The following is a 21,311-nucleotide window of genomic DNA, read 5'->3' as shown; positions in this document are numbered from 1 at the left end:
CGCGGATCCCCTTCCGCGGTCAGGCAGCCGCGCGCACTCGGACCCTGCCCGAAAGCGCCTCATAGTGCGCGATCTGCCCCAGGGTGACCTCGCGTGCATCCGCACCGGCGCCCACCGCCTTGTGCCAGTCGACGATCCAGTCGATCGCATCGCCCAGCGTCAGCGCCGGGCGCCAGCCAAGCGCGGTCCGCGCGCGCGAGCTGTCGAGGCGCAGCAGCCCCGCCTCGTGCGGGCGAGGGCCGGTATCGAAGCTTGGCGCTGCGGCACCGTCGCGCCAGACCGCACGCATGCGATCGACGATCCAGCGCACCGGCTGGGCGTCCTCATCGCCCGGGCCGAAGTTCCAGGCATCGCCAAAGCGCCGTTCACCGTCCAGCAGCCGCTCTGCGATCATGAGGTAGCCGCCCAGCGCCTCCAGCACATGCTGCCAGGGCCGCACCGCATCGGGCGCGCGGATCAGCGGAGCGACGCCGGCCTCGAACGCACGAACCAGGTCCGGCACCAGCCGGTCCTGTGCCCAGTCGCCACCGCCGATGACGTTGCCAGCCCGCACGGTTGCGAGCAGCGGGCCGCCCTGGGTGAAGAACGAGTTGCGCCATGCCGCCGCCACCAGCTCGGCGCATCCCTTGGAGCTGCTGTAGGGATCGTGCCCGCCCATCGGGTCGCTCTCGCGATAGGGCCAGTCCCACTCACGGTTCTGGTAGCATTTGTCGCTGGTGACGCAGACGATGCCGCGGACGCCACCGACCTGACGCGCCGCCTCCAGCACATGGACCGTGCCCATGACGTTGGTTGCATAGGTTTCCACCGGCTCCTGGTAGGACAGGCGCACCAGCGGCTGGGCTGCGAGGTGGAAGATCATCTCGGGCCGCGCCTGGGCCACCGCCGCGCGGACGGTCTCCAGGTCGCGGATGTCGCCCTCGATGTGCCGGACGCCGCGCGCGAGGTGCGTGGCCTCGAACAGGCTCGGGCTGGTGGGAGCCGGCAGCGCCAGTCCGGTCACCTCTGTCCCCATCGCAGACAGCCACAGCGACAGCCAGCTGCCCTTGAAGCCGGTATGGCCGGTGACGAGCACGCGCCGGCCGGCCCAGTTGCGGTTTACCAGCGCTTCCACGGCGCGCTCCCATTCTGCCAAAGCGTTTCCAGGTGATTCTTGTCGCGAAGCGTATCCATCGGGTGCCAGAACCCATCATGCCGGTAGCCCCGAAGCTCGCCCTGCGCAGCCAGTTGCTCCAGCGGCCCGGATTCCCAGACGCTGTCTGGTCCGTCGACCAGATCGAGGACGCTGGGGTGCGCGACAAAGAAGCCGCCGTTGATCTGCCCGCCGTCCCCGGCCGGCTTCTCGCGGAAGGCGGTGACGCGCTCGCCGTCGAACTCCAGCGATCCGAAGCGGCCCGGCGGTGTGACCGAGGTGATCGTCGCGCGGGCACCATGCGCCTTGTGGAACTGCACCAGGTCGGCGATGTCGATATCGGCGACGCCGTCGCCATAGGTGAAGCAGAAGGGCTCGTCCGGATCGAGATAGGGCCGGATCGCTGCCAGCCGACCGCCGGTCATCGCCGTCTCCCCGGTCTCGACCAGGGTGATGCGCCACGGCTCGCTGCGCGCGCGATGCACTTCCATGCCGTTGCTGCCAGCCCTGAGGTCGATCGTGACATCGGCGGTGTGCAGGAAGTAGTTCGCGAAATACTCCTTGATCTGATAGCCCTTGTAGCCAAGGCAGATCACGAAGTCGTTGAAACCGGCCGAAGCGTAGATCTTCATGATGTGCCACAGGATCGGCATCCCGCCGATCTCCACCATCGGCTTGGGGCGGACGGCGGTCTCTTCGCCCAGGCGGCTGCCGAGGCCGCCTGCCAGTATCACGGTTCGCATGGATTCTCCCGCACATGACGTTCGCGAAGAGGACGGAACCGCGCGCCATGGCCCGTAAATCCGAAACGCTGTTGCTGGTCGCGATCCTGTTGCTCGCGGCCGCGTTGCGGCTGTGGCACCTCGATTTCGGGCTGCCCGCGCTCAACGATCCCGACGAGCCGGTCTTCATCATGACCACGCTCGACATGCTGCGGGAAGCACGCCTCAACCCCGGCTGGTTCGGTCATCCGGCGACGCTGCTCTTCTACCTGTTGGCGCTGGTCATCGTCGCCGTGGCCGGGCTGGGCGAACTGCTCGGCCGCTGGAGCGGCAGCGACGCCTTCGTGGCCGCGGTGTTCGCCGATCCGGGCATCCTCGTCCTGCCAATGCGCGGACTGAGCGTGGCGTTCGGCGTCGTCAGCGTGTGGCTGACCTGGCGGCTCGGCCGACGAGTGGCAGGCCCCCGCACCCGGCTGGCCGCGGCGCTGCTGCTGGCGTGCAACACCGTGCATGTCGAATTGTCGCAGCTGATCCGCACCGACATGCTGACAACCCTGCTGATGTGCTGGAGCATGCTCCACGCCCTTTCGGCAACAGAGGATTCGAGACGCCGCCACCCCGTCTGGGCAGGAGTCGCCGCGGGCCTCGCCTGTGCTGCCAAATGGCCGGCGGTTCTGGTTCTGGTGGCGCCGCTCGCGGCGGGCCTGTGGCGCGCGCGTTGTGACACCCGTGCACTCCGCTTGCTGCCGGTCGCACCCGTGGTCGCATTGGGAACGCTGCTGCTGGTCTCGCCCTATCTGCTGCTCGACTATCCTACCGTGCTGCGCGACCTCACCGCAGAAGCACGGCCGGTGCACCTTGGCGCCACCGGGTACGGGTTTCTCGGGAATCTCGGCTGGTACATCCGCCATCCCCTGGCGCACAGTTTCGGCTGGCCGGGGCTGGCGCTCATCGCCGCCGGTGCATTCGGCATTCGCCGGCGTCCAGCGGCAGCGATCGTGCTGCTTCCTACCGCCGCCGCGATCCTGATCGCGCTGGCGGTGCAAGCGCTCGTCTGGGAGCGCTGGATCGTACCGGTGCTGCCGATCGCCGCCATTCTCGCGGCGATCGGCCTCACCAGGGTGGCCGACTTCTTCCCCAGTGCGTGGCGCACCTGGTGTGGCGGCATCCTCCTGCTTGCACTGGCGACCTGGATGGCGAGCGTCACGATCGAACGGCTCGCCCGCCATGCGGAGGATCCGCGCCAGGCCGCCACCGCCTGGGTTCGCGCGCATGTGCCGCCCGGCCGCACCGTCCTGGTCGAGCACGCCGCCTTCGACTTGCTCCCGTATCGCGGCCGCCTGCTCTTCCCGCTCGGGAGCGCCGGCTGCGTCGATGTGCGGACGGCGCTGAACAAGCGGCCGAGCTACCGCCGCGTGAACGGTCTCCGGCAGGGCAGCGCGATTGTCGATCTCGGCCACGTCGATGTGGCGCTGCTTGCGACCTGCGACGCCGACGTCGTCATCCTGTCGAACTACGCCCGTTATGCGCAGGAACCGGGCCGCTTTGCTCGCCCGCTGGCCGTCTACCACCGGTTGCTGCGCCATCATCGCTGCGTCGCCACCTTCGCCAGCGGCCCGCGTCAGTCGGACAGGGGTGCCCAGGTGTGCATCCGAAGCGTGCCGCCACCACGGCCCGCCGTAGCCCGCGTCACTCCGGCTGACCCGACGCCGGCAATTCCGCGATAGGGGAACGGCATGAACCGCTTTTCCGCTCCGCCCGCCGTGCTGCTCTGCATGCTCGCGGTGCTTGCCGACAGTCCGGTCGCCGCACAGCAGCCGAACGGGCCCAGCTTGAGCGTCTTCGACGCGGTGCAGAAGCTGAAGCCCGGCGGCTATCTGTGGGCGCCGCAGGTCGCACCCGACGGGCCGATGATGATCGTGGTGAGCCTTCGCCTGCAGCGCGCCTATGTCTATCGCAACGGCGTGATGATCGGCGTTTCCACCATCTCTTCAGGCGCCAAGGGACACGAGACGCCGACCGGTGTCTTCACCGTCCTTCAGAAGGACATCGACCATAAGTCGAACCTCTACAACGGCGCGCCCATGCCGTTCATGCAGCGCCTGACCTGGGACGGGATCGCCATGCATGCCGGCAACCTGCCCGGCTACCCGGCCTCGCACGGCTGCATCCGGCTGCCGCTCGCCTTTGCGCGGCTGCTCTACGGCGCCACCAGCAAGGGCATGACGGTGGTGATCACTCAGGATGCGCCGGTACCCCGCGTGGCTCCGACCCCGCAGCTGCTGAAGGCGGGCAAGACCGCCCGCTCCCAGACCGGCGATGCCGGCTTCTGGCAGCCGGAGCGGGCAGTCTCCGGCCCCGTTTCGATCATCGTCAGCGCGGCAGACCGGCGGGTGGTGGTGCTGCGCAACGGCGTGGAGATCGGGGCAGCCCCCGTCACCCTGCGCGGCGCCATTCCGCGCCCTGCGGCCTATGTCGCCAGCAGCGTCGATGCCGCCGGGGCGCAGTGGACCAAGGTCGCGCTTCCCTGGGACGGCAAGGCCGCGACATCCCCCGTTGCGGAGGACAAGGACCGCATCAGCGTCGATCCGCGCTTTCGGGATCGCCTGTTGCCGCTGCTGGTCGCGGGCACAACCGTCGTGGTGACGCCCGACAGCCTCAGCAGCGGCAGCACCGGGGCACCGATCACGCTTCTGACGGACACCGGCGAGCCCTGACCGCCGGCAATGGCCGAGTTCCCGATCCAGGGGACGAGCAGGGCTCCGGCAGCCCCCTCCGCTCAATTGGCGTCGGCGAGCGCGGACGAGTGCCCGCCGACGCGGAACACCGCGTCCATGGCCGTCGCAGGCATCGGCCGGCTGAGCAGGTAGCCCTGAAGCGAATTGCAGCCGATCTCGGACAGGAAGAAGCGCTGCTCGGCAGTCTCCACGCCTTCCGCCGTCACCTTCAGGCCGCTCGCCTTGGCCAGATCGATGATCGCCTGGATGATCGGACTGCCGTCCTCCGTGCTGCCGATGCCGCTCACGAACGACCGGTCGATCTTGATGCGATCGACGTCGAAGTTGCGCAGATGGGTGAAGGAGGAATAGCCGGTCCCGAAATCGTCTAGTGCGACCTTCACCCCGCGTGCGCGCAGCGCCGTCAGATTGGGTTGGCAGGTGGCCGCATTCTCGATGAAGCTGGTCTCGGTGATCTCCACTTCCAGCCGGGCGGGGTCCAGGCCCGTTCGCCTCAAGATCTCCATCACCCGCTCGGCGAAGTGCGCGTTGCGCAGCTGAACTGCCGAAACATTCACCGAAATCGTGCCGATCGGCCAGTTCACCGCTGCGCGGCAGGCCTGCTCGAGCACCCATTCCCCGAGTTGCTCGATGAGCCCGGCCTCCTCGGCGATCGGCACGAAGATGGTAGGCGAGATGACGCCCTTTTCCGGATGCCGCCACCGAACGAGCGCCTCCGCGCCGGTGATGACGTCGCTCTGCGCCGAATAGAGCGGCTGGTAGTGGACCTCCAGTCCGCTGCCGGTGTCCAGGGCGGTACGCAGCCCCGTCTCGATCTCCTTGCGTCGTCTCAGGCTGGCGTCCATCCTTTCGGCAAAGAAGGTGTAGCGTCCTTTGCCCGCGCTCTTCGCCTCGTAGAGCGCGATGTCCGCCTTGCGCGCGAGTTCGGTCCGCTCGCCTGCGTCGGCCGGCCCCATGGCGATGCCGATGCTGACGCCGACCCTCGCCTGGGTGCCGGCGATGTCGATGGGGCGGCTGATCTCCTCAACGATCCGCATGCACAGGATCTCGGCCTCGGCCGGGCCTTCGATGTCGCACTGGATGATCGCGAATTCGTCGCCGCCCACCCGCGCGACCAGGTCCGTCGAGCGGACCAGCGCGGCGAGCCGAGTCCCTACACGCCGAATGAGTTCGTCGCCGGCAGGGTGGCCGAGGGTGTCGTTGACGTTCTTGAACCCGTCGAGGTCGAGGTACAGAAGCGCGAGCGAGGTGGATGCGGCACGCGCATGGGCGAGCTGATGCGCGAGGCGATCGTCGAACAGCGCGCGGTTCGCGAGCCCCGTCAGCGAATCGTGGAAGGCGAGATGCTGCGCCTGCGCCTCGCTCGCCTCCAGCCGCAGCGTGCCCTGACGCACATGGCGCAGCAAAATGGTCACGATCGCGAAGATGAGGAGGAGCGATGCGGCCATCACGGGTGCCACGCGCTCCACCAGCAACGACCCCGGCTGGAACGGCCGCCAGACGACGTAGCCGAGCAACTGGTTCGCGGAGGAGCGCAGCGGCACCGCCCCCTCTGCCTGGGCGGCGAGAGGCCGCTGCGCAAAGTCCGCGCCCTGCACCCGGTACCGCTCGGAAAGCTCCCGTGTGAAGCCCGTGTCGAGATACCGCACCGCGATGTGCAGGAACTCGGTCCCGGCCGCTTGGGGAATGGTGCCGGTGTCCGAGGTGATCGGCTTTACGCTGACGATGGCAGGATGACCGCTGACAATCGCGAGGTCGATCGCTCCCGGCGTCAGCGCCGATGGCCCCACATCTTCCGGGGAGGGCTGGCGCAGCTTGCGGCGCAGCTCCGCGACGAGCGGAGCGGCGATGCGCGCGATGTCTTGATGGTAGGCGGAGGCAGAAAGGCGGCGCCCCGCGCGCATCGCATAGAGCGGCTCGTCCTTGGGGTTCAGGACAAAGGCTTCGTCATGCCCGTAATAGGTGCGCATCCATACGCCGAGGTTGGTATCCAGCCACACCGGGTCCTGACGAAAGGCTCGCACGTGCCGGACCGCGTCGTCCCAGACGGTGACGCCCTCCTGGTCGTGCGCGATCCGCGCGATGCTCTGCGCAAGCACGGTCGAGATCACGCCATGTTCGCGCTGGAAGGCGAGCCGGTCGGCCTGACGCGCGGAGAACAGAACCAGCGCGGCGATCAGCACCGCCATCGCCGCGACCGTGGCGAGGGCAGGTGCAACCACTTGGGCGAGGAACCGCCTGCGGCCCGCGCGCCCGGCTGAGTTCTGTGCCGGCTCCATGTTTCAAGGGGTAAGGAGTGGCAGTTAAGGAGGTCTTGCTGCCAAGCCTTGCCACCCCCGACTCCTCAAGAAAAAATCTCCGGTGTCCCAAGGAGTTGCGCTACCCGGCACTTTCTCCCTGTGCGGGTCGTAGCGCCGCAATTCGAAGACCCGCGGCCCATCTTCCGTTAACGTCGAAATCATCAATCTGCTGGATAGCCGCGGGCATGATCCCGATATCTTGCCGTGCGCGCCTCATGTCCTGCGCCGCCCCGGCCCTCCTTCTCTTGGCAACGCCCGCAGCGGCCACTCCCGTGCAGGAGCCTGGCCCTGCGGCCGAACCGCAGGCGGAGGCGCAAGAAGTCATCGTCACCGCGCAGCGCCGTCCGGAGCGTATCCAGAACACGCCCGTCGCGATCACCGCGCTCGACGAACAGGCGATCGTCCAGCGCAAGCTCAGCGACATCAAGGATGTGGTGACCTACACGCCCGGCTTCTCCGGCAACTCCGAAGACAGCTACATCGATACGCTGGCGATTCGCGGCATCGTCTCGAACGACTATGGGATCGGCGGCGATCCCTCGATCGGCATCTTCAAGGACGGCGTGTATCAGGGGCGGACCGGAAGCGCGGTCACCTCCCTGTTCGACATCGAGCGCGCGGAGGCGCTGCGCGGCCCGCAGGGCTTCCTGTTCGGCCGCAACGCGATTTCCGGCGCGATCAACATCGTCACCAACAAGCCCGACACGGAGCGAGTCCGGGGGCACGTCTACCTCGGCTATGGGGAGGTGGATCGCGTGGAAGGGGAGGCTGCGGTCAACCTGCCGCTGAGCGAGCATTGGGCGCTGCGCGTGGCGGGATATCACACCGCCTCGGACGGGTGGGTGGACAATGTGTTCACGCCCGGTCGCGACGATCGGCTGATGGGCGAGAACCGCACTGCGGCGCGCGCCTCGCTGCTCTATACGGCGGGTCCGCTGCGCGTGATCGCCATGGGCGAGTATGAGCGGCGGCGGTTGGATGGCACGCCCTATCGCGCCTCCAACGACGACCGCGAGGTGCTGGATGCGATCGACGACGCACTTGGCATCGATCTCGTGGTCCGCGGTGGTCCTCGCGATGTGGATACGGAGCTGACGGATCCCCGCGACGACGGCGAGATCTACGGAGGCACGCTGCAGGCCGACCTGGATCTGGACTTCGCCACGCTGAGTTCGACCACCGCCTACCGCCGCCACCGCTTCTTCTATTCCGAGGATTATGACGGGACGCCGCTTCGCATCGGCAACTACAGCCAGCGCCAGCGCGGCACCTATGCGAGCCAGGAGGTCCGCCTCGTTTCTCCGGGTACGGGTCGGTTCACCTGGTCGGCCGGGCTGTCCGGCTATCGCGAAACGGTGCGGGCCCGCTTCACCGAGCAGGCGGACGAGACCGCCGTCTGCCTGGCCGGCTACGGCTACTCCAGTTGCGAGGAACTGACCCAGGACCTCTATGGCACGCCCTATGTTGCCGCGCCGGACGGTATCCTGGTCGACGTGAACGAGGCGCGGACGGTGAACACCGGCCTCTCCGCCTATGGCGACGTCAATTATCGCGTCCTCCCCAAGCTGAACGTCGGCCTGGGACTGCGCTACACCTGGGACCACAAGAAGTTCGGGCTGAACATTCTCCCGAGCGACACCACGCTCGGCAACATCTGGACGTTCGCCTATTACACCGACGGCTTCGTGACCGATGGCAGGTCCTGGCAGGGTACGACGCCGCGACTCTACGTGCGCTATGAGATCCAGCCCCGCTTGAACGTCTACGCCAGCGTCACACGAGGCTATAAGTCGGGCGGGTTCGGCTCCTTCACGGTGGCAGCGCCCGGACCGATCGAGGAGTTTGGCCTGGTTCCGGAGGGCACCAAGCCCGACGCCTTTGCGCCCGAGACGATCTGGAGCGAGGAGCTGGGGGTGAAGGGCGATCTTCTCGGCGGCCGACTGCGCTTCGACCTCACCGGCTTCCTCTACAACTATCGCAATTTGCAGAGCGTCTATTTCGACACCGAGACACGCACGCAGCGGGTCCTGAACGTCGGGCGGGTGCAGGGGTATGGCGCCGAGTTCGCGACGACCCTTCGCCCCAGCCGCTTCTTCGATCTGACGGGGACGCTCACCTACACCCACACGCGCAAGCGCGGCGACCGCGATTGCACGCTGAAGGACTGCGGCGGCCTCCCGAACCCCACCTGGGCTTCGAGCGGTGTCGGCACCTTCCATTATCCCCTGGCCTCCGGCGAGGCCTATCTCGCGGGCGAGTGGGTCTATGAAGGGCGCGGGCGCCAAAGCTTCGACTGGCGCGGCATCACCCGCCGCCACGGCTATACCGCGGTGAACCTCCGTCTCGGCTATCGCTCGGACGCCGGGTGGGAAGCCGTGGCCTACGTCGAGAACCTGTTCGACGCGCTCTACTATCACGGCGCGGAAAACGGTGGCGACCTGACCCCTGCCACGGTGTGGGGCGTAGCGCAGCCGCGCAACGTCGGCCTGAACCTGCGGTGGCGCTTCGGCGACTAGCGCTTGCGAGGATGCGCTTCGAACGCCGCCGCCAAGGCATCGCGCATCGGCTTGGGGCGAAACTCGGCGTCGAACGGCAGCGGGCGCTTGGGCAACGCATCGGGTCGCGGACGGAAGTCGTTGAGCCAGCTGTAGCGGTCCGACAGCCCCCAGCACATGACCGTCCGGCACTGCGGATAGGAGAGCATGAGGTCCAGGTACGCGCGCGTATGCGCCGCGACCTCGGCATCGCGCTTGGCGATGTCGCTGGGAAGCGGATTGTCGTGCACGTCCATCTCCGTGATCAGCAGCCGGAAGCCCATGGCCGTGACCTCGTCGAGGAACTTGCGCCACGCCGTCTCGTCGAGCGCGCCGAGGCCTGTCGGCGAGTCCGAATATTTGCTGCCCAGGTGGCTCTGCACCCCGAGCGCGTCCACCGGCACGTCGCGCTTGCGGAAGCCCTCCAGCAGCTTCAGCACCGCGTTTCGATGCACTGCCTCGTCGCCGCGCCAGCCCATATAGTCGTTGTAGACCAACTCGGCCGCGGGTGCCGCCGCCCGCGCGCTGTGGAAGGCGAGATCCAGCGTCTGCTGTGCGCCGCCCATGGCCTTCGACAACGCCGTCTCGCGCAGCATGCCCGTGTCGGAGTCGATCGCCTCGTTGACCACGTCGAAGCTGTCGATGACGCGGGCATAGCGCCCGGCGACCCTGGTCACATGCTCCTGGAGCAGCCGCTCGGCCGCGCGTGCCGGCTGCGCGCCGAAGTCGTGTTCGGTGACCCATTTCGGCGTCCAGCGCTCCGAGTGCCACAGCAGCGTATGCCCGCGCACGCCCAGGCCGTTGCTGGTTGCCCAGCCGATCAGCGCGTCCGCAGGGCCGAAGTCGAACGTCGTCGCATCGGGCCGGGTGATGCTCCACTTGAGCTCGTTCTCCGGCACGATCAGCACACACTCGCGGGCATTGAGCGCGCGATAGGCGGCGTCGGCGAAATTGCCCTTGCCGATCGTGCTGCCGAAGCGGATGCCGCTGGCGGCGGCGATTGCGCCCAGACCGTCACCGCGTGGCGCGGCCTGGAGTGGCAGCGCGAGCGCGCCGGCGGCCCCTGCGGCTCCGGCAAGAAATTGGCGGCGATCGAACATGGATCTTCTCCGGTCACCGGGCCTCAGCCCTGGTCGAGCGATATGCGGCGGTTGGGCTGGATCGTGATCGTGCGGGGCGGCCGCCCGGCGAGGCGGAGCGTGACCCGCTGCGGCTTGGGCTCGATCCCGAGCAGCGCGCGTGGCGTGCCGTCCGTAGCGGTGATCAGCCGGACGGCACCACCCTCGATCCGGCCGAGCAGCTTGCTCGACAGGGTGAGGCTCGCCCCCCTGCCATCATAGGCCATCGCCGCCGTCCGACCGGCGTCCGTCGGCAGCAACAGCTGCGCACCAGCCGCGGCCGGGTGCCCAGGACGCACGTTCCAGTGAAGGGCGTCGGGCTCCTCGACGACGCCCACCAGGCGCCAGCTATAGTCCACCATCACCAATGCGCAGGGCGAATAGCGTGGCTGGTCCTCGCCATGGGTGAAGGCGCCGGTCTCCGGATCGATCTGCTGGCGGAAGCTCGGGTCCGCCTGGATCGCCTCGCACCAGGCGTCCATCATCTCCGTGAACTCGGCCGTGCGGCCATAATGCTCGATCCAGCGCGGTGCGCGCATGGCGGTGAGCGCCTGCGACGCGCCGCCCCAGCTGTTCGCCGGGATCGGGCGCACGAACGTCGGATCGTCCATAGCAATCGACGCCATCGGGTAGCGCGTCCAGAACGCCTGCCGGTTGCCCAGCTGCCGGGCCCACAGGGTGTCGAAGGTCTTCTGGTCGACGACATGCTCCCCGCAGACGCGGCTGAGAATGTCGGAGCGCACGCGCACGAACTGATTCTGCGCATCCAGGTCGTAGAAGGCGGCATCCTCAGCGACATAGAGCGTGTCCAGGATCCGCCGCCGGATGGCTTCCGCCTGCTCGGCCCAGCGTGCGGCCTCGTCGCGCTTGCCAAGCGCCTCGGCCATCGCCGCCAGCGCCCGGCGGCCGCCGTACACCGTCGCGGACAGGTCCGGACACAGCCGCGGCAGGGAGGCGATCGGATGATGGGTGCGCGCGTCCTTGTTCGGGCACTGGTTCGGCATGCCCTTCCAACGCGGCGAATTGTCGTGGCCGGTGTCATAGGTGCAGAAGCCCTCGACCAGTCCGGTGCTGCGCGTATTGCGATGGCGCATCAGCCACCCGTCCCACGCGCCCCAGCCGCGATAGGCCGCTTCCAGCAGTTCGCCGTCGCCGGTCGCCCGCGCCAGGTCCCAGGCGGTGGCGGCGATCGGCACCACCATCTGGATCTGGCCGAAGCCGGTCTCGACGACCTTGTTGTTCGCGGGCAGCTGACCGTCGGCGCGCTGCAGTTCGAAGAAGGTCAGGTGGCTGTTGCGCGCCACATCCGGGCGGAACTTGCGATACAGCAGCGCCTCGTGCGGCCCGCATTCCTGCCAGATGCCTTGGTAGACCGATCCCTCGATCAGCACCGGCTTGCTGACGTAGGGCATGACCTTCACATTGCCGGCGAGCACGTCGAGGGCCGCGTCATAGGCGGCCTGCCAGCGCGTGTTCGTGGTCGAGAAGCGCGGCACGCCTGCGGCCCCGCCCTGCTGGGCACGAGCAAAGGCGGGCATGGCCAGCGTGGCAGCGGCGCTTGCGGCAAGGAATGATCTGCGATCCAAGGGCGACCTCATGGGTTGAGTTCCGGATGGTCGACTCGGAACCAGTCGACGTCGATGTGGCCGCTCGGGCCCCGCTTGTTGAAGGTGAACAGCGCTGGGCGCGATCCCTTCCACCAGGAGAAGCGGGCGAGCGGGATAGCGTCCCCCAGCGGCGTGAAGCCGCCCGTGCCCAGGCGGTAGCTGTAGCGCACGGTCTGGTCGCTACCGACCTCGGCGCGGAGTTCGATCGTGTCCGCGGTCAACCTCGGCCCAGCCTGTTCCTCCCCTTCGCGTGCGAGGACCAGGTGGGTCGCACCCCGCTCGCGCACCGCGCCGATCCAGCTCGGGCGTACCCCGAACAGGGTGAGACCAGCACGCTGGCCATCCGCCATATGGGACAGATCGATCCGCGCGGTGATGCGGCTCTCCGGCCCCTGCAACACCTGGGTCAGCGTGTTGCGCGCCGTCACCAGATGCTGCGCCTCGCCCGCCTCCAGCCGCAGCCAGCCCGGGCGCGCCGACAGGCTCCAGCGCGTGTCGTCGGGATTATGGTTCCAGGCCCATTGCAGGCCCAGCTTCGGCGCGCTGAACTCGTCGGAGTCCTGCAGCCGGTCCTGCGTGGGCGCATGGCCGGTGTTGGGCCAGGGCGGCGCCATGATCGGCTCGCCGGACCCCTTGCCAGGCAAGGGTCGGCCCATGATCGGCCAGTCGTCCACCCAGCGCACCGGCTGGAGATGGACGATGCGGCCGAACGCACCGGTGCTGTTGAAGTGGGCGAACCATCCCTCGCCCGATGGCGTCTCGATCCATCCGCCCTGATGCGGCCCCTCCAACCGGGTCGAGCCCTGCTCCAGCACCACCCGCCATTGATAGGGTCCGCGAATATTGCGGGCGCGCAGCGCAACCTGCTGTCCCTTCTCCACCCCGCCGATGGGCGCGAAGATATAGTACCAGCCATTGCGCTTGTAGAACTTCGGCCCCTCCAGGATCGGCAGGTTCGCCTTGTCCTCGACGATCACCTCGCCCTTGTCGAGCACGCGAGTCCCGTCCGCGCTCATACGATGGAGGATCAGCGGGCCGGCGCCGTGGCGGGAATGGACCAGCCACGCGGTGCCGTCTTCGTCCCAGAAGGGGCACGGGTCCTCCAGCATCCGCTCGTCGATGACCTTGACCGGCTCGCTCCACGGACCGGCCGGGTCGTCGGCGGTCGCCATGAACACGCCTTCGTCGATCGTTGCCCAATAGACGTAGAACCGGCCGTCGTGATGCCGGATCGACGGCGCCCACACCCCGCCTGCGTAGCGCGTGCCCCCCACCGGCTTTGAGATCTTGTCGGTGAGGCTGTGCGGTCCCGGCATGTCGTATTCGGGCGCGAACGGCAGGCGCGGCAACACGCTGCCGATGATCGTCCAGTGCACCAGGTCATAGGACCGCAGGATCGGGATGCCGGGCGAGAAGTGGAAGCTCGACGACACCATATAATAGGCGGTGCCCACCCGGATGACGTCCGGATCGGAATAGTCGGCGAACAGGATCGGGTTGCGGAACGTGGCGGGTGCGGTGGCCGGCGGCTCCGCAGAGACTGATTTCGCACCGCCGCACAAGGTCAGCGCAAGCAGTGCCAACCCGGTGCGTACAGACCTCCGCCGTCCCAAGCCTTGAACCATCACCCCCTCCTCATCCCAAACAGCGAGAGCGTTACCACGCTTCTTGTTGCTGCATCTGCGTTGTTCGCGTGGCGACTTGGTGCCGCTTTCCAGACGTAGAACATAGCATTGACGTGTTCAACAAGTGGAACTACGTTTCAATATATCTCGCGAGACGTTAGCGCTATCGCTTACGACTTGGCAGCAGACGGGCCTACCGTCGCGCCGCGGGGCGACAGGCCGATCAACGGGTCGGCAGCAGGGAGGATGTTTGATGGGGACTCGGGCTCTAGTTCGCGCGCACCTGCTGGCCGGCTCAGCGGTACTGATGGCCGGAGCGTTGCCCGGCGGCCCGGCGTTCGCTCAGGCGGCGCCCGTCCAGGCCACGGAGCAGGCGCCTACCCCCATCGGCTCCAACGGCACTGCCCAGACCAGCACCGTCGCCGATCCCAACGGCCAGGCGGGCAGCCAGGTCAATGGGGAGGGTGAACCCGGCGCCGACGTCGTCGTCACCGGATCCCGCATTGCCCGCACCGGCTTCGACGCGCCGACCCCCGTCAACGTCGTCGATGCGCAGGAGGTGAAGCTCTCGGGCAACGTCAACATCGAACGCACCCTCCAGCAAATCCCGCAGACGGTCGCCTCGCAACTGGGCGGCGCCACGTCGAACACCGTTCCCGGTGGCTATGCCGACGTCAATCTTCGCGGCTTCGGCTCGACGCGCAACCTGGTGCTGGTGAACGGCCGGCGCTTCGCGATCTTCGGGCCGGAACAGGTCGTCGATCTCAACACCATCCCCTCGACGTTGATCGCCCGGACCGAGATCGTCACCGGCGGTTCGTCCGCGGTCTATGGCTCGGACGCGATCACGGGCGTGGTGAACTTCATCATGCGCACCGATTTCGAGGGCGTGGAGGCGCGCGCGCAGCTCAACCTGGCGGGGCCGACGAGCACGCCCACCTATAATTATGATCTCACGGTTGGTGGCAACTTCGCCGAAGGGCGCGGGAACGCCGTGGTCTCGATGAACTATCTCGACCGCGGCTCCATCACCCGCGGGCAACGGGGTAGCTTCGCCTATCTGTCGCTCGCCGATGGGTGCGTCGTGCCCGGATCGGGGAGCGCGAGCGGCCCGGGCACACCGTTCACGCCTGCCGGAGGACTTGGCTGCGTCGCCGGCGGCGGCGAGCTCGGCTTCGTCGCCAGCGGATCGGGCGACATCCCCAACGGTCGCTTCTCCGGCATTCCGGCCTTCGGTGGCACCAACGCCGCGCTGAACGCCGCCTATGCCGCAGCCGGCCTGAGCGGCCTCGGTGGCCGCGGCTTCACCTTCAACGACGAAGGCTCCTCGGCCCGGCCGGCGCTTACCCCACAGGACGACTTCAACCTCGGTCCGGACAACTACCTCATCCAGCCGCAGAAGCGCTGGATGATCAACAGCTTCGCGCACTATGACTTCACGGACTCGATCACCGGCTACATGGAGCTCCACTATTCGCACAACGAGGTGGATGCCCGGCTCGCGCCGACCAACGTCGGCTCGCCGACGCTGTTCAACATCGACAACCCCTATCTCACGCCCGCGTTGCAGGAGGTCTTCCGGCAGCTCGACCTCGCCGAGACCGGACCCACGACCGTCACCAGCGGCACCGCCACCCGGATCAACAACCCGGGCGATGGCCTTGCGCTTGTCACTGCCGGCCGCCGTTACGTCGAGGTCGGCGCGCGGGCCGCGACCGAGCGGCGCAACGTCTATCGCGGCGCCTGGGGCCTGCGCGGCGATCTCGGGAACGCGTCCGAGAACTTCCTGACCGACCTGAAGTGGGACGCCTACTACACCTACTCGCGCAGCGAGAACACGCTGCAGCTGCGCAATGCCCTGTCGCGCAGCCGGCTCCAGGATTCGCTGCTTTCGGAAGGCGGCGCGGCCCCCTTGTGCAACATCTTCGGCGCGAACGTCAGCGCCGAATGCGCCAGCGCGATCCGCATCAACGCGACCAACACCACCGTCGCCACCCAGCAGGTCGCGCAAGCAAGCCTCACCGGCAATCTCGTCAACCTGCCTGCCGGCGGGGCGGGCTTCTCGGGCGGCTTCGAATGGCGCAAGGTGAGCGCGACCTTCTCGCCCGATTCCTTCCTCGCGTCCGGGGACGTCGCCGGCTTCAATCCGGGCCTCCCCACGCAGGGCTCGGTGTCGGTGAAGGAGGCCTTCGGCGAAGTCCGCATCCCGCTGATCCACGACACGCCGCTGATCGAGCATCTCGCGTTCAACGGCGCGTTCCGCTACTCCGACTACAGCCTGAAAGGCGTCGGCGGGCAGTGGACCTATTCGGCCGGCCTGGACTGGCGCGTATCCCGCGACCTGACCCTGCGCGGCCAGTATCAGCGCGCGATCCGCGCACCCAACGTGGGCGAGCTCTACGGCGGCATCAACCGCGTCGTCGGCGCAGCGACCGATCCCTGCTCGAGCCGCGCGCCGGTGTCGCAGCAGACCGACGCGGTTCGCGCGGTGTGCATCGCGACCGGCGTGCCAGCGGCCGCCGTCTTCTCGCCCGAGGTGCAGCCGAACGCGATCATCCCCGCGGACTTCGGCGGCAACCCCAACCTCGATGCCGAAAAGTCCAACACCTACACGGCAGGCGCCGTGATCACGCCGCGCTTCGCGCCCGGCCTGTACCTCAGCGTCGACTATTTCAACATCGACCTGAAGGGGGCGGTCGCTGCACTCGGCGGCGGGCTGCAGAACACCTTCAACCTCTGCTATCTGACGCTGCAGGACGCAAACAGCGAATATTGTCGCGCACTCAACCGCGATCCCCGCACGGGCGAGATCAACGATCCCTATGTCGCTCGCATCCTGAACGCGAACACGGGCGCGCTCCAGACCGAGGGCATCGACTTCGCCGGCCGCTATCGCTTCGACATCGGCTCGGGCGATACCTCAGTCGAGGTTAGCTCCACCTTCACCTATCTGCTCGACTTCACCTCGACGCCGGTGGCAGCCTTCCCGGACATCAAGAACAAGTGCGTCGGCGCATACGGTCCCACCTGCGGGCAGCCGCTGCCGGAATGGCGCGGCACTACGCGAGCGACGCTCAACATCGGCGATTTCTCGGCGAGCGTCCGCCATCGCTACATCGGCCCGGTCACCACCGACCGCTACATCGTGCCGCTGCGCCAGAATGCGGAGACGGCCCCGCCGATCACCAACTTCGCCTACCCGCGCCTTGCCGCGCAGAACTATGTCGACGTCTCGTTCAGCCTGGGCGTGACCGACAAGGTGGAGTTCTTCGGCGGCGTCAACAACGTGCTCAACAACAAGCCGCCGATCACCACCCAGGGGCCGAGCGCCAACACCTTCTCGGCCACCTACGACGTACTCGGGCCGGAGTTCTTCCTCGGCGCGACCGCGAAGTTCTGATCCGGCAGGGTGGGCCAGCCTACCCCCGACTTGCGGAGAAACAGACAGGATGCTGATCGATCGTCGTGCCGCGCTGCGGGGCGGAGCCGTCGCCGCCGGTGGCTTGCTTCTGTCCCCCGCCTGGGCCGCCGGGCAGGTGGCGGGGGACGGCTGGGTGAGCGTGCGCCGTTTCGGGGCGAAGGGCGACGGCCGCGCGCTGGACACCTCCGCGATCAACCGCGCGATCGACCACGCGGCGGCGCGGGGCGGCGGCACCGTCGTGTTCCCCGCAGGCACCTATGCCGCCCACACCATCCGGCTGAAGAGCCGGGTGTCGCTCTACCTAGACCAGGGCGCGACGATCCTCGCCGCCGCCCCCACCCCCACCGCCGGCTATGACGTCGCCGAGCCGCAGGACCCGCGCGCCGTCGGCTTCCAGGATTTCGGCCACAGCCACTGGCGCAACAGCCTGATCTGGGGCGAGGGGCTGCACGACATCGCGATCCTCGGCCCCGGCCTCATCTGGGGCAAGGGGCTGGGCCGCGGCGACGGCAAGGACAATTGGCTGAAGGACCCCTCGGGACCCGGCACCGGCAACAAGGCGATCGCGCTGAAGAACTGCCGCAACGTCCTGCTGCGCGACTTCAAGGTGCTCGAAGGCGGCTGGTTCGCGCTGCTCGCGACCGGCGTCGACAACCTGACGATCGACAATGTCGTCGTCGACACCAACCGCGACGGCTTCGACATCGACTGCTGCCGCAACGTGCGCGTCACCAACTGCACGATGAACTCGCCCTGGGACGACGGCATCTGCCCCAAGTCGAGCTATGCGCTGGGCGAGCCGCGCATCACCGAGAACCTGACGATCGCCAACTGCTTCGTCACGGGCAACTATCAGGTAGGGTCCGTCATCGACGGCAGCTTCCGCAAGATGCCGGCCGACTTCGCCCCCCAGATTCACGGCCGCATCAAGTTCGGGACCGAGACCAACGGCGGCTTCCGCAACGTCGCGATCAGCAACTGCGTGTTCGAGGACAGCCGCGGTCTCGCGATCGAGACGGTCGATGGCGGCGTGATCGAGGATTTCGCGATCAGCAACATCACGATGCGCGGGATCGTCGACGCGCCCCTGTTCCTGCGCCTGGGCAAGCGGATGCGCGGCCCCGCCGGACGGCCGATCGGCACGCTCAAGCGGATCATGATCCAGAACGTGACCAGCAGCAACGCGACGCCCCTGCCCTCGGTCTTCGCCGGGCTCGCCGGCCATCCGATCGAGGACGTGTCCCTCTCCGACATCTACCTCCACCACATCGGCGGCGCGCCGGCAGCGATGGCGCAGGTGCGCCCGCCCGAAAACGAGCTCGGCTATCCCGAGGCGACCATGTTCGGAGACCTTCCCGCCACCGGCCTGTTCGCGCGCCACCTGCGCAACCTGGAAATGCACCATGTCGAGATCGCGACCGCGGCGCCCGACCCGCGGCCGGCGATCTGGCTGGAGGACGTGGCCGATGCGGACATCACCAACCTGCGCGCGCCGCGGGGCGAAACCTTCGCGCTCACCGACGTCACCGAATTCCGCAGCACCGGCGCCCGTTGGCTGAAGGACCGGCAGGTCGACGGCCGCATCACGGACCGCTTTTAGCGCGCCGCCGCCCGATGCGGGCGGCGGCGGCAGGGATCAGAAGCGGGCGCCGAGTTCCACGCCATAGAAGCGTGGCTCGCCTGCGATGTAGGTGGGGATGCCGAAGCCGCCGCCGGTGTTGCCCGCGTCGATCAGATACTGCTCGTCCGTCAGGTTCCGCGCAAAGCCCCCGATGCGATAGCGGCCGTCCGCAGTTTCGATGCCGGCCCGCAGGTTGACCAGCGCATAGCCGTCCTGGCTGATGGCCTCGTTGTTCGGCACCTCGAAATACACCTTGGATCGGTAGGTGACGGTCGGGGTCGCATAGAGCGTCCAGTTGCCGACCGGCACGCGCAGCGATGCACCGCCCGAGGCCGTCGTGTCGGGCTGCAGGCGGAAGCGGTTGCCGGCATAGACGCCGTTCGCCGCATCATCGGCGATGCCGCCGTCGAGGTAGGAGAAGCTGCCGAACAGGGTCAGCACGGGCGAGATCGCCAAGCTGGCTTCCAGCTCGACGCCCAGATTGTCGGCCGATCCAGCGCTTTGCGTGCGGGTGACGCCGTCCTCGCCGGTGACGGAGACCTGGAACCCCTTGTACCGCTGGTAGAAGACGGACGCCGCGCCGGTGAACGGGCCGACCCGCCCCTTGATGCCGCCCTCGTAGTTCCAGACCGTTTCCTCGGGCACCAACTGGAGGTTCGGCACCACGCCGGCGGCGCTGTTGGCGGCGCTCAGCTGCACGACCGGCGAGCGCCGGCCCTTGCTGACGGTGCCGTAGAGGTTGAGGCTGTCGTTCAGCCGGAACAGCGCGTTGAACCGCGGCAGCAGCGCCGCAAAGCTGCGCTGCGCCGTCAGCTTCGCGCCCTGGGTGTTCGCGGTGCCGATCAGGCTGGTGCGAATGCCGAGCGCGGCCAGGATCACGGAGTTGGGCTGGATCGAGCTGTAGCCGGACTTGCGGTCCTCGATCAGCACGCGGGCGCCCGCGGTCAGTTCCAGGCGCGGCGTCGGGATCCAGGTGGCGTCGGCGAACACCGAATAGGTGTCGTTGTTGCCGTAGTTGCTGAACTCGGACGCGTAGGGAAGCTCGCGAAGCGCCCCGCCGGTGACGATCGACGTCACCTGCGTTGCCGGGATGGTGCCGTTCGGCAGAACGCAGCCCGTTCCCGTCGGGATACCGATCGCCTGCAACTGCGCGCGGACCGGCGCATAGGCTGCCGCCACCGAGCAGGCGAGATAGGTCCCTTCCTCCGTCGAGAAGGGTACCCGCTGGTAGCCGTTCTCGAAAAAGGCGTTCCAGCCGAAGGCGGCGCGATACTCGGCACCTTCGAACGAGAAGCGGCCCTCATGGCTCCACTGCTCCCCCTTCGCATCCTCGGCGAACTCGAGGTACCAGGCCGGGCCGCCATCGGCGTCGAACACCTCCAGCGCGTCGAAATGGCGGAAGCCGTTGACGGTCGTGAAGCGGATGCCGTCCGCGAGGTCGACGCTCACCGTCAGATTGGCGTCATAGACGTTGCGGTCGAGCCCGAGCTTGCGCGCGCCGAGCACCTCCTCGCTGTAGGGAGAGCCCGACAGCTCGGCATAGCCATAGTCGCCGGTCTGCCCGCCGGTGGGCGCATGCGCGCGCGACTTGAAGGCGGTGCCGGGATTGCGCTGCCCGTCATAGGTGAGGACCAGGTCCGCGGTCACCGCATCGCTCGGCTGCCAGCGGAGCGATCCGCGGATGCCGCGCTGGTCCTGCCCGTTGAGGTCGTCCTGATCGACCCGGCCCTGGTTCTGGTTCGGCACGTCGGGATCGCCGGCGATGTTGCGGACATAGCCGCGGCGGTATTTGTAGGCAAAGGCGATACGCCCCGCGAGCACCTCGTCCCCCGCGTTCAGGAAGCCGGAGACCTGGGTGCGATCGAAGTTGCCGTAGGAGCCGGCGACCTCTCCGGAGAAGCCCGGCTCGGGCGCGGCCGGCACGATGCTGATCGCGCCGACCGCAGCCGCGGTGCCGAACAGCGTCGCCTGGGGGCCCTTTACCACCTCGATGCGGGCCAGGTCGTACAGGTCCTGATAGGCGCCACGCGAACGGCTGATGTCGACACCGTTGTAGTAGAGCGTGACGCGCGCGCCCTGTTGTGCGGAGCCCGAGTCCGAGGTGATGCCGCGGATCACGAAGCCGGGGTTGTTGGCGCTCTGCTCCTGCACCTGAAGGCCGGGGATGAACGCCGCCACCTCGTCGAGTTCGGACACGCCGATGTCGGCCATGTGCTCGCCCGACAGCGCGGTAACCGTGACCGGCACGTCCTCGATCCGCTGCGCCCGCTTCTGTGCCGTGACGATGACGTCGCCTGCTTCGAACGCCGACCCGTCCCCCTCCGGCTGCGCACTTGCCTGCGCCAGCGCCCCCGAAGAAACCCCCGCGCCGAGCGTCGCCAGCACGAACCCCAAACCAAACTTCCGCATCTTTCTGTTTCCCCCAAACGGCGACGCGGCCCGACTAGGGAGGACAGGTGACAAAGCGGCGGCAGCCGCATGACGCAGCGGTGA

At 67.9% G+C, this 21,311-nt stretch carries 12 protein-coding genes; 5 read left to right on the top strand and 7 right to left on the bottom strand.

All coding sequences use genetic code 11. The features are described 5' to 3' along the window. Positions 1 to 19: 19 nt before the first annotated feature. Positions 20 to 1,114 (bottom strand): CDP-glucose 4,6-dehydratase, encoded by a 1,095-nt coding sequence (gene rfbG, locus VPH46_RS08005; RefSeq protein ID WP_416610315.1) that lies wholly within the window; start codon positions 1,112 to 1,114, stop codon positions 20 to 22. Next, positions 1,099 to 1,875, bottom strand: coding sequence for a glucose-1-phosphate cytidylyltransferase (gene rfbF, locus VPH46_RS08000; RefSeq protein WP_416610314.1), 777 nt, complete (start codon positions 1,873 to 1,875; stop codon positions 1,099 to 1,101). Before rfbF ends, rfbG begins: the two co-directional genes overlap by 16 nt. A gap of 47 nt (positions 1,876 to 1,922) precedes the next feature. Between rfbF and VPH46_RS07995 the strand changes: the two genes are divergently transcribed. Continuing rightward, positions 1,923 to 3,581, top strand: a complete 1,659-nt coding sequence (locus VPH46_RS07995; protein WP_416610312.1) for an ArnT family glycosyltransferase — start codon at positions 1,923 to 1,925, stop codon at positions 3,579 to 3,581. Between the two features lie 9 nt (positions 3,582 to 3,590). Further along, positions 3,591 to 4,571 carry a L,D-transpeptidase gene (locus VPH46_RS07990; protein ID WP_416610310.1) on the top strand — a complete coding sequence of 327 codons (981 nt, stop codon included), beginning with the start codon at positions 3,591 to 3,593 and terminating at the stop codon, positions 4,569 to 4,571. A gap of 62 nt (positions 4,572 to 4,633) precedes the next feature. Here the strand turns inward: VPH46_RS07990 and VPH46_RS07985 are convergent, their stop codons facing one another. Next, positions 4,634 to 6,814: a putative bifunctional diguanylate cyclase/phosphodiesterase gene (locus tag VPH46_RS07985; RefSeq protein ID WP_416610308.1), complete on the bottom strand. Its 2,181-nt coding sequence runs from the start codon at positions 6,812 to 6,814 to the stop codon at positions 4,634 to 4,636. A gap of 350 nt (positions 6,815 to 7,164) precedes the next feature. Between VPH46_RS07985 and VPH46_RS07980 the strand changes: the two genes are divergently transcribed. After that, complete coding sequence (locus VPH46_RS07980) at positions 7,165 to 9,408, top strand: TonB-dependent receptor (RefSeq protein WP_416610306.1); 2,244 nt, start codon at positions 7,165 to 7,167, stop codon at positions 9,406 to 9,408. On the opposite strand, the gene VPH46_RS07975 is transcribed toward VPH46_RS07980, so the two are convergent. From VPH46_RS07975 to VPH46_RS07965, 3 genes are read right to left on the bottom strand one after another with little or no spacing between them, the layout of a single operon-like run. After that, the gene (locus tag VPH46_RS07975; protein ID WP_416610303.1) at positions 9,405 to 10,526 is read right to left on the bottom strand and encodes an endo-1,4-beta-xylanase; all 1,122 of its coding nucleotides are present in this window, start codon (positions 10,524 to 10,526) and stop codon (positions 9,405 to 9,407) included. The genes VPH46_RS07980 and VPH46_RS07975 overlap by 4 nt on opposite strands. A gap of 23 nt (positions 10,527 to 10,549) precedes the next feature. Further along, positions 10,550 to 12,130, bottom strand: coding sequence for an MGH1-like glycoside hydrolase domain-containing protein (locus tag VPH46_RS07970; protein ID WP_416610302.1), 1,581 nt, complete (start codon positions 12,128 to 12,130; stop codon positions 10,550 to 10,552). Between the two features lie 8 nt (positions 12,131 to 12,138). Beyond that, a complete protein-coding gene (locus VPH46_RS07965) occupies positions 12,139 to 13,776 on the bottom strand; it encodes a glycoside hydrolase 43 family protein (protein ID WP_416610300.1) in 1,638 nt (545 codons plus the stop codon). A 307-nt stretch (positions 13,777 to 14,083) separates the two neighbouring features. Here VPH46_RS07965 and VPH46_RS07960 point away from each other — a divergent pair, with 307 nt between their 5' ends. Both VPH46_RS07960 and VPH46_RS07955 read left to right on the top strand, forming a co-directional pair. Next, positions 14,084 to 17,176 carry a TonB-dependent receptor domain-containing protein gene (locus VPH46_RS07960; RefSeq protein WP_416610298.1) on the top strand — a complete coding sequence of 1,031 codons (3,093 nt, stop codon included), beginning with the start codon at positions 14,084 to 14,086 and terminating at the stop codon, positions 17,174 to 17,176. Positions 17,177 to 17,225: 49 nt separating this feature from the next. Then, positions 17,226 to 18,797 (top strand): glycoside hydrolase family 28 protein, encoded by a 1,572-nt coding sequence (locus tag VPH46_RS07955; RefSeq protein WP_416610296.1) that lies wholly within the window; start codon positions 17,226 to 17,228, stop codon positions 18,795 to 18,797. Between the two features lie 36 nt (positions 18,798 to 18,833). Here the strand turns inward: VPH46_RS07955 and VPH46_RS07950 are convergent, their stop codons facing one another. Next, the gene (locus tag VPH46_RS07950; protein ID WP_416610294.1) at positions 18,834 to 21,227 is read right to left on the bottom strand and encodes a TonB-dependent receptor; all 2,394 of its coding nucleotides are present in this window, start codon (positions 21,225 to 21,227) and stop codon (positions 18,834 to 18,836) included. Between the last annotated feature and the right edge of the window lie 84 nt (positions 21,228 to 21,311).

It is taken from the genome of Sphingomonas sp. MJ1 (PH-R8) (genome assembly GCF_048058635.1).
GTDB lineage: Bacteria > Pseudomonadota > Alphaproteobacteria > Sphingomonadales > Sphingomonadaceae > Sphingomonas.
This window is presented reverse-complemented; position numbering and strand designations above follow the sequence as displayed.

Coding starts and splice junctions, on each gene's coding strand:
- VPH46_RS07975 (WP_416610303.1), bottom strand. CDS start 10,526: ATGTTCGATCGCCGCCAATTTCTTGCCGGAGCCGCAGGGGCCGCCGGC.
- VPH46_RS07955 (WP_416610296.1), top strand. CDS start 17,226: ATGCTGATCGATCGTCGTGCCGCGCTGCGGGGCGGAGCCGTCGCCGCC.
- VPH46_RS07960 (WP_416610298.1), top strand. CDS start 14,084: ATGGCCGGAGCGTTGCCCGGCGGCCCGGCGTTCGCTCAGGCGGCGCCC.
- VPH46_RS07950 (WP_416610294.1), bottom strand. CDS start 21,227: ATGCGGAAGTTTGGTTTGGGGTTCGTGCTGGCGACGCTCGGCGCGGGG.
- VPH46_RS07990 (WP_416610310.1), top strand. CDS start 3,591: ATGAACCGCTTTTCCGCTCCGCCCGCCGTGCTGCTCTGCATGCTCGCG.
- rfbF (WP_416610314.1), bottom strand. CDS start 1,875: ATGCGAACCGTGATACTGGCAGGCGGCCTCGGCAGCCGCCTGGGCGAA.
- VPH46_RS07965 (WP_416610300.1), bottom strand. CDS start 13,776: ATGGTTCAAGGCTTGGGACGGCGGAGGTCTGTACGCACCGGGTTGGCA.
- VPH46_RS07995 (WP_416610312.1), top strand. CDS start 1,923: ATGGCCCGTAAATCCGAAACGCTGTTGCTGGTCGCGATCCTGTTGCTC.